Genomic DNA, 13327 nt, shown 5'->3' on the forward strand with positions numbered 1-13327 from the left:
TCCATGAGCACGATCGATCTGAACGCCGACCTCGGCGAGGGCTTCGGCCGCTGGCGCCTCACGGACGACGAACAGCTGCTGTCCGTCGTCACCAGCGCCAACGTGGCCTGCGGCTTCCACGCCGGGGACGCGGCCACCATGCGCCGCGTGTGCGACCTGGCGGCCGAGCGCGGTGTACGGATCGGCGCCCAGGTCTCCTACCGGGACCTGGCGGGCTTCGGGCGACGCGCGATGGACGTGCCACCCTACGAACTGGCGTCCGAAGTGGCCTACCAGATAGGCGCCCTGGAGGTCTTCACCCGCGCGGCGGGCACGCGCGTGGCCTACGTCAAGCCGCACGGCGCGCTCTACAACCGCGTGGTGCACGACGAGGAGCAGGCCGGTGCGGTCGTGGCGGGCGTGATGCTCGCGGACGCCACGCTCCCGGTGCTCGGCCTGCCCGGCTCGCGTCTCCTCGACGTGGCCGGGAAGGCCGGCCTCCCGGTCGTCACCGAGGCGTTCGCGGACCGCGCCTACACCGAGGAGGGCACGCTCGTGCCGCGCGGCCTGGACGGCGCGGTGATCACCGATCCGGCCGCCGTAGTGGAACGCTCGGTGACCCTCGCCCGTTCTGGTGTCGTGACGTCCCACTCCGGGCGTGACATCCCGGTTCGGGCCCGCTCCTTGTGCCTGCACGGCGACACACCCGGCGCGGTGGACCTGGCCCGCCTGGTCCGTGCACGGCTGGAGGAGACCGGCATCCGCGTGGAGGCGTTCGTATGAGGGCACTGCCGGTCGGCGACCGTGCGCTGCTCGTCGAGGTGTCCACGGACGAGGAGGCACAGGCCCTGCACGCCGATCTGCTCCGCCGCCGCGCGGAGGGCTCGCTCTCCGTCCGCGAGATCGTCCCGGCGGCTCGTACGGTCCTGCTGGACGGCCTCGACGATCCGGCCGGGCTGGCCGCCCGGCTGACCACGTCGAAACTGCCGGCCACGCCTGCGCGCGCTCAGGAGGTGGTCGAGATACCCGTCCGCTACGACGGCCCGGATCTCGCGGCCGTCGCCGGCCACTGGGGCGTGTCCCCGCAGGAGGTCGCCCGGATCCACGCGGCGGCCGAGTTCCGGGTCGCCTTCTGCGGGTTCGCCCCGGGCTTCGGCTATCTGACCGGGCTCCCGGCCCACTACGGAGTGCCCCGGCACGCGACACCCCGTACGACCGTCCCGGCGGGATCCGTCGGCCTCGCGGGTCCGTACACGGGCGTGTACCCGCGCTCGTCGCCGGGCGGCTGGCAGCTGATCGGGACGACGGACGCGGTCCTGTGGGACCACGCGCGCGTGCCCGCCGCCCTGTTGTCGCCCGGCACGCCGGTCCGCTTCGTACCGGTGGAGTCCTGATGACGGACCGCGCACTCGCCGTCGTACGGGCCGGGGCGCTGACCACCGTGCAGGACCAGGGGCGCCCGGGCCACGCGCACCTGGGCGTACCGCGCTCCGGCGCCCTCGACGCGCCCGCCGCCGCCCTGGTGAACCGGCTCGTCGGCAATCCGCCCGAGGCGGCCCTCCTGGAGACCACGCTCAACGGCTGCGCCGTACGGCCGCGTTCGACCGTCACCGTCGCCGTGGGCGGCGCCCCGTGCCCGGTCACCGTGGACGGGCGCCCGGCCGCCTGGGGAGCACCCGTGCTCGTGCCCGCCGGGGCGCTGCTGTCCGTGGGAACGGCGATCTCCGGAGTACGCAGTTACGTGGGCGTCTCTGGTGGAGTCGCCGTCGAACCGGTGCTCGGCAGCCGGTCGACGGACCTGCTGTCGGGCCTTGGCCCACCGCCCCTCACCGACGGAACGGTGCTCCCCCTGGGGACACCGACGGCCCCCCACGCGCGCGTGGACGTCGTTCCGCAGCCGCGGCCCCCCGCCGAACTCGTCCTGCGGGTGACGCTCGGCCCACGCGACGACTGGTTCACGACCTCGGCGATCCACACCCTCACCACGCACACCTACCGGGTCTCCTCGGCGAGCAACCGCATCGGCCTGCGCACGGAGGGTCCCGCCCTGGAGCGGGCGCGACCGGGCGAACTGCCCAGCGAGGGAATGGTGTTGGGCGCCATCCAGGTCCCACCGGACGGCCGCCCCGTGGTGTTCCTCGCCGACCACCCGACCACCGGCGGCTACCCGGTGATCGCGGTCGTCCGCCCCGACGACCTCCCTGCCGCGGCCCAGGCGGTCCCGGGCACGCCGGTACGGTTCGTGTTGGTACGCCGCCGCTGACGAGGGCACAGGCAAGTGCTGGGCACGCCCCTCAAGGGGCGCGGGGAACTGCGCGCTCAGCAACGACGGACCCGCACCCGTACAACGGCCCAACCCGCGGAGCGCTACGCGACATCCGGCCGCTCCCCGCTCACAGACAACGCGGCCAACGCCGCCGCCACCGCGTGAGACGCACTGAGGTCGAGCCGCGCGCTCGTCCCCCTCGCCCGATGACGAACCTCGGACGCGGCCAGACTCAGGAGTTGGGGCAACAGGTCGGTGCAGCGGCGAGCCACCCACCCGGTCCCGGCGGTGGCCAGCCACCACAGGCCGGCCGACCGCGTGGGCTCGGGAAACTCGGGCTCGGCGGAAGGCGCGGCCCCCGTGGCGCTGCCCGCCTCGGCGAGCAGCGCGTGGAAGTGGAGCGCGAGCTGCCGATGCCCCCGCTCCCCCGGGTGCAGCCGGTCCGAGCTCCACATGGCCCGGTCGGTGACCCAGTCGCCCTCCGCGGCATGCAGATGCACCGCCCCGTACCGCTCGGACAGGGCGTGCACGACCGCGTTCACGGCCCGCTGACGCCGTGCGAGCGGGCGGGCCAGCGCCCCGGGCAGCCTCAGCATCGCGCCGGGGTCGGGCAGACAGGCGGTGAGCAGCATCGCGCCCTGACCGGTGAACGCGGCGTACACCTCGTCGAGCCGTTCGGCGACGGCGTGGATGTCGAAGGTGCACCGCAGGGTGTCGTTGACGCCGATGACGACCGAGGCGATGTCCGGCCGCTCGGCCAGCGCGGCCGGGGTCTGGCGCTCCAGGACGTCACGCGTCTGGGCGCCGCTGACCGCGAGGTTGACGAACTCCACGGGCGCGTCGGCCGGTGCGAGCCCGGCGGCGAGCAGCGCGGCCCAGCCGCGCCACTCCTCGCCCACGGGATCGCCGACCCCTTCGGTGAGGGAGTCACCGAGCGCCACGAACCGCAGGGGTCTCATCCGACACCCTCCCGAGCCCGTTCCACGGCGGAGGCCGTCGCGGGCGTCTCGGGCCGCCCCACACGGACCTCGGCGTCATGGGCGGTGAGGAACCCCTCGACGGCGGCCGGCCACCCGAAACAGGCCGCACGCGTGCGTGCGGCCTCCCGCCGCTCATTCTCGGGGCGGTCCAGGAGCCCCCGTATCTCGTCCGCGAAGGCCTCTCCGTTGTCCGCGGCGGTGGCTCCGGCGGAGCCGACGACCTCCGAGAGTGCGGAGGAGGCGCTGGCGACGACGGGCGTGCCGCAGGCCATCGCCTCCAGGGCGGCGAGTCCGAAGGTCTCGGCGGGCCCGGGCGCCAGGCACACGTCGGCGGAGGCCTGGAGACCGCTCAGGAGCGCCCGGTCGCCGACGTGTCCGAGGAAGGTGACCGGCAGCCGCCTTTCGCGCGCCCGCTGTTCGAGGCGGGCCCGCAGCGGCCCGTCACCGGCCACGACGAGCACCGCGCGCCGCCCGCGGCGCAGCATCGCCTCCAGGGCTTCGAGCGCCGTACCGGGCCGCTTCTCGACGGACAGCCGGGAGCACATCACGAGCAGGACCTCGTCCTCGCGCGCGTGCCGGGCCCGCAGCCCCGGGTCCCGCAGCGCGGGGTGCCGGCCCTCCAGGTCGACGCCCAGCGGGGCGCGTACGACATTGCGGGCACCGATGCGGACGAACTCGCGCTCCGCGAACTCCGTGGTGCACACGATCCGTGAATAGTGGTGGGCGGTACGGATGTTGAGGGCGTCGGAGGTTCGTCGGGCCATGCCCTCGGAGAGGCCCCAGGTGCGCAGTACTCCGTCGGCGGTCTCGTGGGAGACCATCACGGCGGGCACCCGAGCGCGCCGCGCCCAGACGCCGGTCCAGCGCAGCGTCGTACGGTCGGACACCTCAAGGCGGTCGGGGGCGAGCGCCTCCAGGAGGCCGGCGACACGCCGCCTGTCGGTGAGGACGCGGTAGCCGCCGGTGCCGGGCAGCAGCGGGCCCGGCAGCGTGATCACCCTCCCCTGTTCGGTCTCGCGGTCCGAGGCGCGCTCGCCGGGCACGATCAGTACGGGCTCGTGCCCGGCCGCCAGGTAGCCGGCGCCCAGTTCGCGCAGCGCGGTCCGCAGGCCGCCCGAGGCGGGGGCGACGAAGTTGGCTAGCCGGACGATCCGCAGGGGCCCGCTCATGCCGCGACCACCGCCCGTCCGGCCAGCACATCGGTGTAGTGCCCGATGAGCTGGTCCCCGACGGCCGCCCAGGTGCGCCCCTCGACGGTCCGCCGCGCCTCGGCGCCGTACGCGGCCCGCAGCGCGGGATCGGCGGCGAGGGACCACACCGCGTCCCGTACGGCGGCCTCGTCGCGCGGCGGGACGAGCAGTCCCGTACGCCCGTGCGCCACCAGGTCGAGCGGTCCGCCCGCGGCGGGGGCGACGACCGGGACGCCGCTGGCCATGGCCTCCTGGACGGTCTGGCAGAAGGTCTCGAACGGTCCGGTGTGCACGAAGACGTCCAGCGAGGCGAAGATCCGGGCGAGTTCGTCGCCGGTGCGGCGCCCCAGGAAGACGGCCCCCGGCAGGGCCTGCGTCAGGCTCGGCTGGCTGGGTCCGTCGCCGACGACGACCACGCGTACGCCGTCCAGGCCGCAGGCTCCGGCGAGGAGTTCGACCTGCTTCTCGGGGGCGAGACGGCCCACGTAGCCGATGATCAGCTCGCCGTTCGGGGCGAGTTCACGGCGGAGGGCGTCGTCCCGGTGTTCCGGCCGGAATCGGACGGTGTCCACGCCACGCTGCCACAGCCGTACCCGGGGCACACCGTGTGCCTCCAGGTCGTGCAGGGCCGGGGTGGACGGGGCGAGGGTGATGTCGGCGGCGGCGTGGACCGAGCGGATGCGGCGCCAGGCGGCCGCCTCGCCCGCGTGCACGTAGGTGCGGGCGTAGCCGGCGAGGTCGGTCTGGTAGACGGCGACGGCGGGGATGCCGAGCCGGGCGGCGGCCGTCATGCCACGGACGCCGAGGACGAAGGGGCTGGCCAGGTGGACGATGTCGGCGCGGTGTTCGGTGATCGCGGCTGCGACGCGTCGGCTGGGGAGGGCGACGCGGACCTGGGGGTAGCCGGGGAGCGGTAGCGAGGGGACTCGGACGACGGGGCACGGCGCGAGGGCGTCGGGCCCGTTCCCGGCAGCGGTGGCCGGGGCGACGACGATGGGGGCGTGACCGCGCTCGACGAGATGCCGGGCGGTCTGGAGCGCGCAGTGGGCCACGCCGTTCACATCGGGGGGAAAGGATTCGGTCACGATGACGACACGCATACCCGTGTTGTCGTCGGGCCGGACGTGGACGCGTCAACGTGGATCTTTCCGGACGAGGAACGTCCCGTGAGCGTTGCGCTCCGCGCGCCCCCGCATCACAAGCCGGTCACGCTCGGGCGTCCGGGCCCGTACCAACGGGATACGGGCCGACGACGGAACGCTCACACGCCGGTCTCACACGCCACCTCTGACGGCGGTCCCACATCGCTGTCCCGCTCAGGTGCCTCACACGGCGGACGCGTCCGGTCCGATGCGGCTGCGTACCGCGGTCTGTACCTCGGCCTCCTCGGCCGGATCAGCGGCGAGCCGCCGGAGCTGGTCGACGACTCGTGCGTCACCGGTCTCGGCGTTCCGTGCGGCCACCTCACGAGTGGTCTCCTCGCAGTCCCAGAGGCACTCGACGGCGAATCCGGCGGGGAACGAGGGGTCGGTGGCGGCCAGCGCACGGGCCGCGCGCCCGCGCAGATGGGACGAGGCGGTCTCCCGGTAGACATGCCGCAGCACGGGGGCCGCGTTGGCGATGCCCAGCCGTCCGGCGCCGTCGACGAGGGTCCACAGGGTCGGGGCGTCCGGCCCGTCGCCCCGGACGGCCTCGCGCAGGGCGCCGAGGACGAGCTCCCGGTCCGGTGCGCCGCCCCGGCAGGCCAGGACGCGCCCGGCGGCCTCTCCGAGGGCGTCGGGCCGGTGGACCCAGCCGCGCGCCCGCTCCACGGCTGCGATGGACCGCATGCGTTCGAAGGCGTCCACGGCGGCGTCCACGACGAGCCGTGAGGCGGCGGCCTGGGCGGCCTCGACGAGATCGAGTACGTCGGGATCCTGGCTGTCGGCGAGATAGCGCAGGGCCGTGCAGCGCGCGCCGTCGTCCCCTGAGCGGGCGGCCTCGATGATCTCGGGGCGGTCCTCGGGTCCGGCGACGGCGGTGAGGCAGCGCGCGGCCGGCACATGGAGGGCCGCTCCGCGTTCGATGCCTTGCTGGGCCCACTCGAAGACGGCCCGCACGCTCCACCCCGGGCGGGGCCCGGACGGTCGCATCTGCCGTTGCCATCGGTCGAAGGAGCCGGCCTCTTGGGCACCACGCACGCGCGTGCCGATGGATTCGCGGGGATCGTCGGCCCACAGGCGCCAGGGCCGCGGTTCGAAGGAGTCCCGTACGACGACCGCCAGCTCGGCCTCGCCCTCGGGATCCGCGGGGAACCGGGCGAGGACGGGGGCCGCGAGGGCTCGCAGTCCGGCGTCGTCGTCGCGCAGCGCCAGCTCGTCGAGGGCCCAGGCCCAGTTGGCGCCGCAGGCGGCGTACCGCCTGAGCAGTTCGAGCGCGTCCCGCCTGCCGTACGAGGCGAGGTGGCCGAGGACGGCCAGTGCGAGGCCCGTGCGTGACTCCTCCGTGTCGAGGAGGTCGTCCGCGTCGAAGAGGTGTGCCTCGATCTCGTCGAGCTCGCCGTTCAGGTCGAGGAAGAGACGGGCGTAGTAGAGGGAGCGGTTCTCCACCTGCCAGTCGTGGCGGGGGTCGCGCAGCACGCACTGGCTCAGTGCCGCGAGCGCTTCGGCGCGCGGGGCGGTGAGCGCGTGCAGCGTGCCGTCGCCGCGGCCCCTCTGGAGCAGGCCGAGCAGCGTACCGCTGGGCGCTATGACCGGATCGAACATGGGAAACAGCCTCACATCAAGCGTCGACGCAACCGGGGATCCTGCTTTACCTGGCCGCGTGACAACACGTCGGGGCGCCCGCCGTTTCCTGCTTGCTGTAGACCATCTTCCTCTGCCTCTCGTCGGTGGCCCGTGCGGGCCGCTTCACGGTCCGCGCGGTGCGGCAACACCTGCCCAGCCATCGCGTACGTGAATCACGACGTCATGATGACCCAGCGGTTCTCGCTGCCGCGACCGCATTTCCGGCGGCCCCGTACCGCCTCCCCCAAAATCGTTGTTTCGCCTGGTCAAGGCGTCTTGTTCAGTGCACGCCGAACAGTTCGAGCAATTCGGCCTTGGCGAACATCCGAGCCGTGTCGACGGCCGAGGGCGTGCCCGCGGTGGGGTCGGCGCCGGCGTCGAGGAGGACCCGGATCACGGCGTCCTCGCCCTTGAAGACGGCTCCGGCGAGCGGAGTCTGGCCCCGGTCGTTGATGCGGTCGGCCTCCGCGCCGCGCTCCAGGAGGGCGCGGACGGCGTCGGCGTGGCCGTGGTAGGCCGCGAGCATCACGAGCGAGTCGCCGCGGTCGTTGGTGAGGTTGGCCGGAACACCCGCGTCCACATACGCCACCAAGGCCTCGGCCTGCCCCCGCCGGGCCAGATCGAAGATCTTGGTCGCCAGCTCCACGACCTCGGGGTCGGGGGCTTCACTCATCGGCGGGACCGCCTCTCACTGCGACAACACATGCGACAACGAACGGGACTGCGGGAACGTGCGGCCGTCAGCGGTGTGCGGCCGTACGAGTGAATCGCCAGCGTACTGGCTTCGCGGGCACATGACCGGGCCCGACCGAGGCAAAGATCACCACGAATCCGGCAAACCGTCGAGCGGCCGCCCTGGAGACCCTTTCAGGCAGAGCCATCAAGGTGAAATAAGCGGAATTTCACTCTGTTGCACCTTTTATCGTATGGATACATCCTGTGAGCCTGGAAGTACTCATGGTGACTGTCCCCATCGACCAGGAGAACTCTCATGATCCTGTCCATCTCAGGTGTGGTGCTGCTCGGCATCATCGTCTTCCTCTTCTTCCGCAAGGACGGACTCAAGGCCTCGCACGCGATGGTCTGCGCCCTCTTCGGGTTCTACCTCGCGGGCACGGCCATCGCTCCGAGCATCACGGCAGGCGGCGCGAGCCTCGCCGGGCTGCTCGGCGGGATCAAGTTCTGACACCCATCCCGTTCGCACGCACCTCCAGGAGACAGCAGTGGCCCGGCGCCCTCTTCCCCGCATTCTGAGTACCGGCAGCGCGCAGATCGCACGCAGCCGGGACCTGGCCCGGACGGCCGCCGACAGCGCCACCGACGTCCTTCACCCACTGATCACGGTCACCCGTGGACTGCGCCGGCTGGCTGCCGCCGGACGGCGCAAGTGGGCGGACACCCCGAAGGACCGGCGCGGTCCACTGCTGTTCCTGGTGGCTTCGGTCGTCCTGGTCGTGGCCCTCGTCCCGTACGGGCCGCTGCTCGCCATCGTCACCCTCATGGGTGCGTCGGCGTGGCACGGCCGGGACCGCACCCCGCCCGGGCCGATCGGACCCGACGAGGCGCAGACCAAGCGCCTCGAGTCGCTCTACGAAGCACTCGTCCCCTACTTCTCGGTCCCCGAGGACCCGGCCCCGCTCTACGCCCACGGCGGCGAGTGGGACAAGGCCTTCACCTCGTACGAGTTCGACGACACCGGCCGTGTCTCGCAGCTCTCGCTCCACTACCCCGCGTACTTCACCGACGGGGAGGCGGACGCGCGTGCCCGTATCGAGCAGTTGCTGCACACCAAGTCGGGCCGCGGGCGCGAGTACCGCTTCGCGTGGGACGAGGAGGGCAACCAGCTCTCGGTCGCGGTGCTGCCGCCGCTTCCCACCGATGTCGCCGCCCAGCGATTCGTCACGGCTCCCGGTGAGACCGTCCTCGGCTTCACCGACCCGGCCGGGGTCCAGCGCACGCTCCCGCTCACCTTCGGCGAGGAGCGGCGGGACGCCCCACCGGTCGTCTGGCGCACCGGTGCGCGCTCGACCGAGCCGCATCTGCTCGCGGTCGGCGGGCCCGGCAGCGGCACGACCACCCTGCTGCGCTCGATGGCGCTGCAGGCCCTCCAGCACGGTGACGTACTGATCGTCGAGGGCGCCGGCAGCGGCGAGTTCGCGTGTCTGACCGGCCGCGACGGCGTCCTGGGCATCGAGTGCGGCCTGGCGGGCGCGCTGGCGAGCCTGGAGTGGGCGGCGCACGAGACGGAGCGCCGGCTCATCGCCGCGAACCAGGCCCGGCAGGCGGGCCACGCCCCGCCGGAGGACACCAGGCGTCCCCTCTGGCTCCTCCTCGACCGTCCGACGGTCCTCGGTCATCTCGCGGCGGCCGACGGCCGCCAAGATCCGCAGTCCCTCCTCCAGGTGCCGCTGCGCCACGGCCGCGCGGCAGGTGTGACGGTGGTAGTGGCCGAGCAGTTCGACGCCCTGGACTCGCTCAGCGAGGCGGTACGCGGACACACGCGCGCGCGTGTCGTGCTCGGCCCCGCGTCCGCCGGCCGGCTCGAAGCGGTGCTCGGGTCTCCCCCGCCCACGACCCCGACACCGGACGTGCCGCCCGGCCGCGGTTACGCCCGGCTGGGTTCGGGCCCGGTCCACCGCCTCCAGGTCCCGGCGACCCCGGACCCGTACGACGAGGCGACGAGCGAGGCCCACCGTCGGGCGGTGGTCGGTCTGCTGCCGGCGCGCACGACTCCGGCGGACGCCGAGCCGACGGACACGGCACCGGCAGACCTCGTGGACGCGGCCCCGGAAAGCCCCGTGCGCTTCACCGCGCCGGGTGCGGTGGGCGTCCCGGCGGAAGGCTGAGCGGGCGGAGGGCGGGCGTCACGCACGAGAGTGCGCGGCGCTCCGCCCTCCTCGCACGCCCGTTGCCCCTGGCCGGGTAGTAGTGGCCCGGAGCGCCGCGCCTCCCGGGGACGCCGGTTGCGCGAGGCGTCACGGCAGCAGGCGCGGCCCGAGGCGTCACGCGACGAACGTGCGTGGCGCGTCCGTTCCGCCGTTCGCTCCCGACTCCACCAGGCGGGCGGCCGCGGCCAGGCGTGTCGCCGCCTCGTCGGCCACCGCGCCACCGACGGTGAACGGCAGCCGCACATAGCCCTCGAAGGCCCCGTCGACTCCGAAGCGGGGCCCGGAGGGCACACGCACGCCCACCCGCTCGCCGACCTCGGCCAACCGTGAACCGGACAGACCGCCCGTACGCACCCACAGGGTGAGCCCGCCGCGCGGCACGTCGTACTCCCAGCCGGGCAGTTCGCGGCGCAGGGCCGTCACGAGCGCGTCGCGGTTCTCGCGGGCCTGGGTGCGCCGGATGTCCAAGGCCTGCTCCCAGCCACTGGTGCTGAGCAGCCAGTTCACGGCGAGCTGCTCCAGGACGGGAGTGCCGAGATCCGCGTACGCACGGGCCGCGACCAGGCTGCGGATCACGTCGGGGGCGGCGCGGACCCAGCCGATCCGCATCCCCGCCCAGAACGCCTTGCTGGCCGAGCCGACGGTGATGACCGTGGACCCGGCCGGGTCGAACCCGCAGACGGGACGCGGCACTTCGAAGTCGTCGTCCAGGTGGAGCTCGCTCATGGTCTCGTCGACGATCAGCACCGTGCCTGCGGAGCGGGCCGCGTCGACGAGCTGCCGCCGCTGGTCCTCGTCGGCGAGCGCACCGGTCGGGTTGTGGAAGTCCGCGACGACATAGGCGAGCCGGGGCGCCGCGTCGCGCAGCACCTGCCGCCAGCGGTCCATGTCCCAGCCCGCGAGCCCCTCGGCCATGGCGACGGGCACCAGCCGGGCCCCCGCCTCGCGCATCAGCTGGAGGATGTTGGCGTACGAGGGGGACTCGACGGCGATGCGCTCGCCGCGCCCGGCGAAGAGGTGACAGATGGCGTCGATGGCGCCCATGGCCCCGGTGGTCACCATGATCTGCTCGGGCATGGTCGGGATGCCGCGCGCGGTGTACCGCTCGGCCAGCGTCTCGCGCAGCGCGGGCAGCCCCGCCGGATAGTCGCCGTGCGTGTGGGCGTACGGCGGGAGCTCCTCCAGCGCGCCCTGGACGGCACGCGTGAGCCATGGTTCGGGGGCGGGCAGGGCCGCGCAGCCCAGGTCGATCATGGAGCCGAGGGCTTCGGGCGGCAGCGGTTCCAGGCCGCGCGCGGGCAGCGGGTTCCCGGCCGGTACGGCCGTCCAGCTGCCGGCTCCCCTGCGGGACTCCAGGAACCCTTCGGCGCGCAGCGCCTCGTAGGCGGCAGCCACTGTGGTGCGGCTCACGGAGAGGGAGAGCGCCAGTTCGCGTTCGGCGGGCAGCCGCGCGGCGACGGGGACGCGCCCTTCGAGGACGAGCAGGCGCACGCCGTCGGCGAGGGCACGATAGGCGGGCGGGCGGCGTGTGCCGGGGCCCGCCGGGCGCTCCTGCTGGGAGTTGAGCAGCCGCGCGAGCTGAGCGGCACCCACCGCCGAGGTCCACTGCGCCATGATTTCCAGTCCACCTTCCCCGAATTGGCCATGGAAGAGGTTTCTTCTCAAGCCACAGAGTGGCACGAGTCAGGCCACTGTCACCACCAGGGGGCACATCTTGTCCACTCCACCATCGGATCGACCGCCGAACCGGCCGTCGGACCAGCCGTCAGGTCCGCCATCGAGCACGCCCCCGAGGCACCTCACTCGCCGGCTGCTCCAGCTGTACGTGGGCCTGGCCCTGTACGGAGCGAGTTCGGCGCTGCTCGTGGAGGCGGGGCTGGGCCTGGAGCCGTGGGGCGTCCTGCACCAGGGCCTCGCCGAGCTCACCGGGCTGACGATCGGCGTCGTGTCGATCATCGTGGGCGCCGTGGTGCTGCTCCTGTGGATCCCGATGCGCCAGCGCCCGGGCCTCGGCACGGTCTCCAACGTCTTCGTGGTCGGCATCGCCATGGACGGCACGCTCGCCCTGGTCCCGGACGCGCACGCCCTCCAGATCCGCGTCCCCTTGCTGGTGGCGGGCATCCTCCTCAACGGCGTGGCGACCGGCCTCTACATAGCGGCCCGTTTCGGTCCGGGCCCGCGCGACGGCCTGATGACCGGGCTCCATCGGCGGACCGGCCGCTCGATCCGTCTGGTGCGTACGGCCATCGAGGTGGCCGTGGTGGCCACGGGCTTCGTCCTCGGCGGCACGGTCGGCGTGGGCACGGTCCTGTACGCGGTGGCCATCGGCCCGCTGGCCCAGCTCTTCCTGCGCGTGTTCACCGTCCCCTCGGCATCATCGGACGGCAGCACGGTCGTTGCCGCGGGGCAACCGGAGCAGGCGATACTGCGCGGGTGAGCACCCGGATACGCCACCTCTACCTCGACCATCCCGGCCCGATCGCCTTCGCCCACCGGGGCGGGGCCGCGGACGGCCTGGAGAACACCGCGGCCCAGTTCCGGCGCGCGGTCGAGGCCGGCTACCGATACATCGAGACCGATGTACACGCCACGGCGGACGGAGAACTCGTCGCGTTCCACGACGCGACGCTGGACCGGGTGACCGACGGGGCGGGCCGGATAGCGGACCTCCCCTGGGACGACGTGAGCCACGCGCGCGTGGCGGGTTCGGAACCGGTCCCCCTCTTCGAGGAGCTGCTGGAGACGTTCCCCGGTGTCCGCTGGAACGTCGACATCAAGGCGGAGCCCGCCCTGCATCCCCTTCTCGACCTGATCCGCCGCACCGGTTCCTGGGACCGCGTCTGCGTCGGCTCCTTCTCCGAGGCGCGGGTCGCCCGCGCACAGCGCCTGGCCGGTCCGCGCCTGGCCACCTCGTACGGCACCCGGGGCGTCCTCGGACTGCGCCTGCGGTCGTGGGGGATCCCGGCCCCGCTGCGCCGCTCAGCGGTCTGCGCCCAGGTGCCGGAGTCCCAGTCGGGCATCCCCGTGGTCGATCACCGCTTCGTTCGCGCCGCCCACGCGCGCGGGCTGCAGGTCCACGTCTGGACGGTCAACGAAGCCGAGCGGATGCACCGGCTCCTGGACCTGGGAGTCGATGGCATCATGACCGATCACATCGAGACGCTGCGCGGGGTCCTGGAGGACCGCGGCACCTGGGTCTGACGGCCCGGCGCCCCGCGCGGCGTCCGCGTACGGGGACTGCGACGGGGAAGCGAGGGCA

At 73.5% G+C, this 13327-nt stretch carries 13 protein-coding genes; 7 read left to right on the forward strand and 6 right to left on the reverse strand.

Annotation, left to right across the window (positions count from 1 at the left end; genetic code table 11):
* Positions 1-3: 3 nt before the first annotated feature.
* From ACH4YP_RS23470 to ACH4YP_RS23480, 3 genes are read left to right on the forward strand one after another with little or no spacing between them, the layout of a single operon-like run.
* A complete protein-coding gene (locus ACH4YP_RS23470) occupies positions 4-762 on the forward strand; it encodes a 5-oxoprolinase subunit PxpA (protein ID WP_361065596.1) in 759 nt (252 codons plus the stop codon).
* On the forward strand, positions 759-1373 hold the full coding sequence (pxpB, locus tag ACH4YP_RS23475) for a 5-oxoprolinase subunit PxpB (RefSeq protein ID WP_361065599.1): 615 nt from the start codon (positions 759-761) through the stop codon (positions 1371-1373). The genes ACH4YP_RS23470 and pxpB overlap by 4 nt, the downstream gene beginning before the upstream one ends.
* A complete protein-coding gene (locus tag ACH4YP_RS23480; RefSeq protein WP_398492277.1) occupies positions 1373-2242 on the forward strand; it encodes a biotin-dependent carboxyltransferase family protein in 870 nt (289 codons plus the stop codon). The genes pxpB and ACH4YP_RS23480 overlap by 1 nt, the downstream gene beginning before the upstream one ends.
* 104 nt (positions 2243-2346) lie before the next feature.
* Here ACH4YP_RS23480 and ACH4YP_RS23485 read toward each other — a convergent pair whose 3' ends face one another.
* The 5 genes from ACH4YP_RS23485 to ACH4YP_RS23505 all read right to left on the reverse strand — a co-directional run bounded on the left by ACH4YP_RS23485 (position 2347) and on the right by ACH4YP_RS23505 (position 7853).
* Positions 2347-3204 carry an SGNH/GDSL hydrolase family protein gene (locus tag ACH4YP_RS23485; RefSeq protein ID WP_398492279.1) on the reverse strand — a complete coding sequence of 286 codons (858 nt, stop codon included), beginning with the start codon at positions 3202-3204 and terminating at the stop codon, positions 2347-2349.
* Complete coding sequence (locus tag ACH4YP_RS23490) at positions 3201-4394, reverse strand: glycosyltransferase (protein WP_398492281.1); 1194 nt, start codon at positions 4392-4394, stop codon at positions 3201-3203. Before ACH4YP_RS23490 ends, ACH4YP_RS23485 begins: the two co-directional genes overlap by 4 nt.
* A complete protein-coding gene (locus ACH4YP_RS23495; protein WP_361065611.1) occupies positions 4391-5515 on the reverse strand; it encodes a glycosyltransferase family 1 protein in 1125 nt (374 codons plus the stop codon). The genes ACH4YP_RS23490 and ACH4YP_RS23495 overlap by 4 nt, the downstream gene beginning before the upstream one ends.
* Positions 5516-5740: 225 nt before the next feature.
* Positions 5741-7159 (reverse strand): HEAT repeat domain-containing protein, encoded by a 1419-nt coding sequence (locus ACH4YP_RS23500; protein WP_398492284.1) that lies wholly within the window; start codon positions 7157-7159, stop codon positions 5741-5743.
* Positions 7160-7460: 301 nt separating this feature from the next.
* Complete coding sequence (locus ACH4YP_RS23505) at positions 7461-7853, reverse strand: ankyrin repeat domain-containing protein (protein ID WP_361065615.1); 393 nt, start codon at positions 7851-7853, stop codon at positions 7461-7463.
* Between the two features lie 318 nt (positions 7854-8171).
* Between ACH4YP_RS23505 and ACH4YP_RS23510 the strand changes: the two genes are divergently transcribed.
* On the forward strand, positions 8172-8366 hold the full coding sequence (locus ACH4YP_RS23510; RefSeq protein WP_235799508.1) for a hypothetical protein: 195 nt from the start codon (positions 8172-8174) through the stop codon (positions 8364-8366).
* Positions 8367-8403: 37 nt separating this feature from the next.
* A complete protein-coding gene (locus ACH4YP_RS23515) occupies positions 8404-10026 on the forward strand; it encodes a hypothetical protein (protein WP_398492286.1) in 1623 nt (540 codons plus the stop codon).
* A gap of 156 nt (positions 10027-10182) precedes the next feature.
* Here the strand turns inward: ACH4YP_RS23515 and ACH4YP_RS23520 are convergent, their stop codons facing one another.
* Positions 10183-11682 (reverse strand): PLP-dependent aminotransferase family protein, encoded by a 1500-nt coding sequence (locus ACH4YP_RS23520; RefSeq protein ID WP_398492288.1) that lies wholly within the window; start codon positions 11680-11682, stop codon positions 10183-10185.
* Here ACH4YP_RS23520 and ACH4YP_RS23525 point away from each other — a divergent pair.
* Both ACH4YP_RS23525 and ACH4YP_RS23530 read left to right on the forward strand, forming a co-directional pair.
* Positions 11681-12505: a hypothetical protein gene (locus ACH4YP_RS23525; protein ID WP_361065624.1), complete on the forward strand. Its 825-nt coding sequence runs from the start codon at positions 11681-11683 to the stop codon at positions 12503-12505. The two genes, ACH4YP_RS23520 and ACH4YP_RS23525, sit on opposite strands and share 2 nt — an antisense overlap.
* The gene (locus tag ACH4YP_RS23530; protein WP_398492290.1) at positions 12502-13269 is read left to right on the forward strand and encodes a glycerophosphodiester phosphodiesterase; all 768 of its coding nucleotides are present in this window, start codon (positions 12502-12504) and stop codon (positions 13267-13269) included. The genes ACH4YP_RS23525 and ACH4YP_RS23530 overlap by 4 nt, the downstream gene beginning before the upstream one ends.
* Positions 13270-13327 lie beyond the last annotated feature (58 nt).

Origin of the sequence: Streptomyces sp. NPDC020747 (genome assembly GCF_044334695.1) — a bacterium.
In the GTDB taxonomy this organism is placed as follows: Bacteria; Actinomycetota; Actinomycetes; order Streptomycetales; family Streptomycetaceae; genus Streptomyces.

What these genes read in the sequence shown, in the direction of transcription:
- ACH4YP_RS23470 (WP_361065596.1), top strand. Translation starts at nt 4, where the DNA reads ATGAGCACGATCGATCTGAACGCCGACCTCGGCGAGGGCTTCGGCCGC.
- pxpB (WP_361065599.1), top strand. Translation starts at nt 759, where the DNA reads ATGAGGGCACTGCCGGTCGGCGACCGTGCGCTGCTCGTCGAGGTGTCC.
- ACH4YP_RS23480 (WP_398492277.1), top strand. Translation starts at nt 1,373, where the DNA reads ATGACGGACCGCGCACTCGCCGTCGTACGGGCCGGGGCGCTGACCACC.
- ACH4YP_RS23485 (WP_398492279.1), bottom strand. Translation starts at nt 3,204, where the DNA reads ATGAGACCCCTGCGGTTCGTGGCGCTCGGTGACTCCCTCACCGAAGGG.
- ACH4YP_RS23490 (WP_398492281.1), bottom strand. Translation starts at nt 4,394, where the DNA reads ATGAGCGGGCCCCTGCGGATCGTCCGGCTAGCCAACTTCGTCGCCCCC.
- ACH4YP_RS23495 (WP_361065611.1), bottom strand. Translation starts at nt 5,515, where the DNA reads ATGCGTGTCGTCATCGTGACCGAATCCTTTCCCCCCGATGTGAACGGC.
- ACH4YP_RS23500 (WP_398492284.1), bottom strand. Translation starts at nt 7,159, where the DNA reads ATGTTCGATCCGGTCATAGCGCCCAGCGGTACGCTGCTCGGCCTGCTC.
- ACH4YP_RS23505 (WP_361065615.1), bottom strand. Translation starts at nt 7,853, where the DNA reads ATGAGTGAAGCCCCCGACCCCGAGGTCGTGGAGCTGGCGACCAAGATC.
- ACH4YP_RS23510 (WP_235799508.1), top strand. Translation starts at nt 8,172, where the DNA reads ATGATCCTGTCCATCTCAGGTGTGGTGCTGCTCGGCATCATCGTCTTC.
- ACH4YP_RS23525 (WP_361065624.1), top strand. Translation starts at nt 11,681, where the DNA reads ATGATTTCCAGTCCACCTTCCCCGAATTGGCCATGGAAGAGGTTTCTT.
- ACH4YP_RS23520 (WP_398492288.1), bottom strand. Translation starts at nt 11,682, where the DNA reads ATGGCGCAGTGGACCTCGGCGGTGGGTGCCGCTCAGCTCGCGCGGCTG.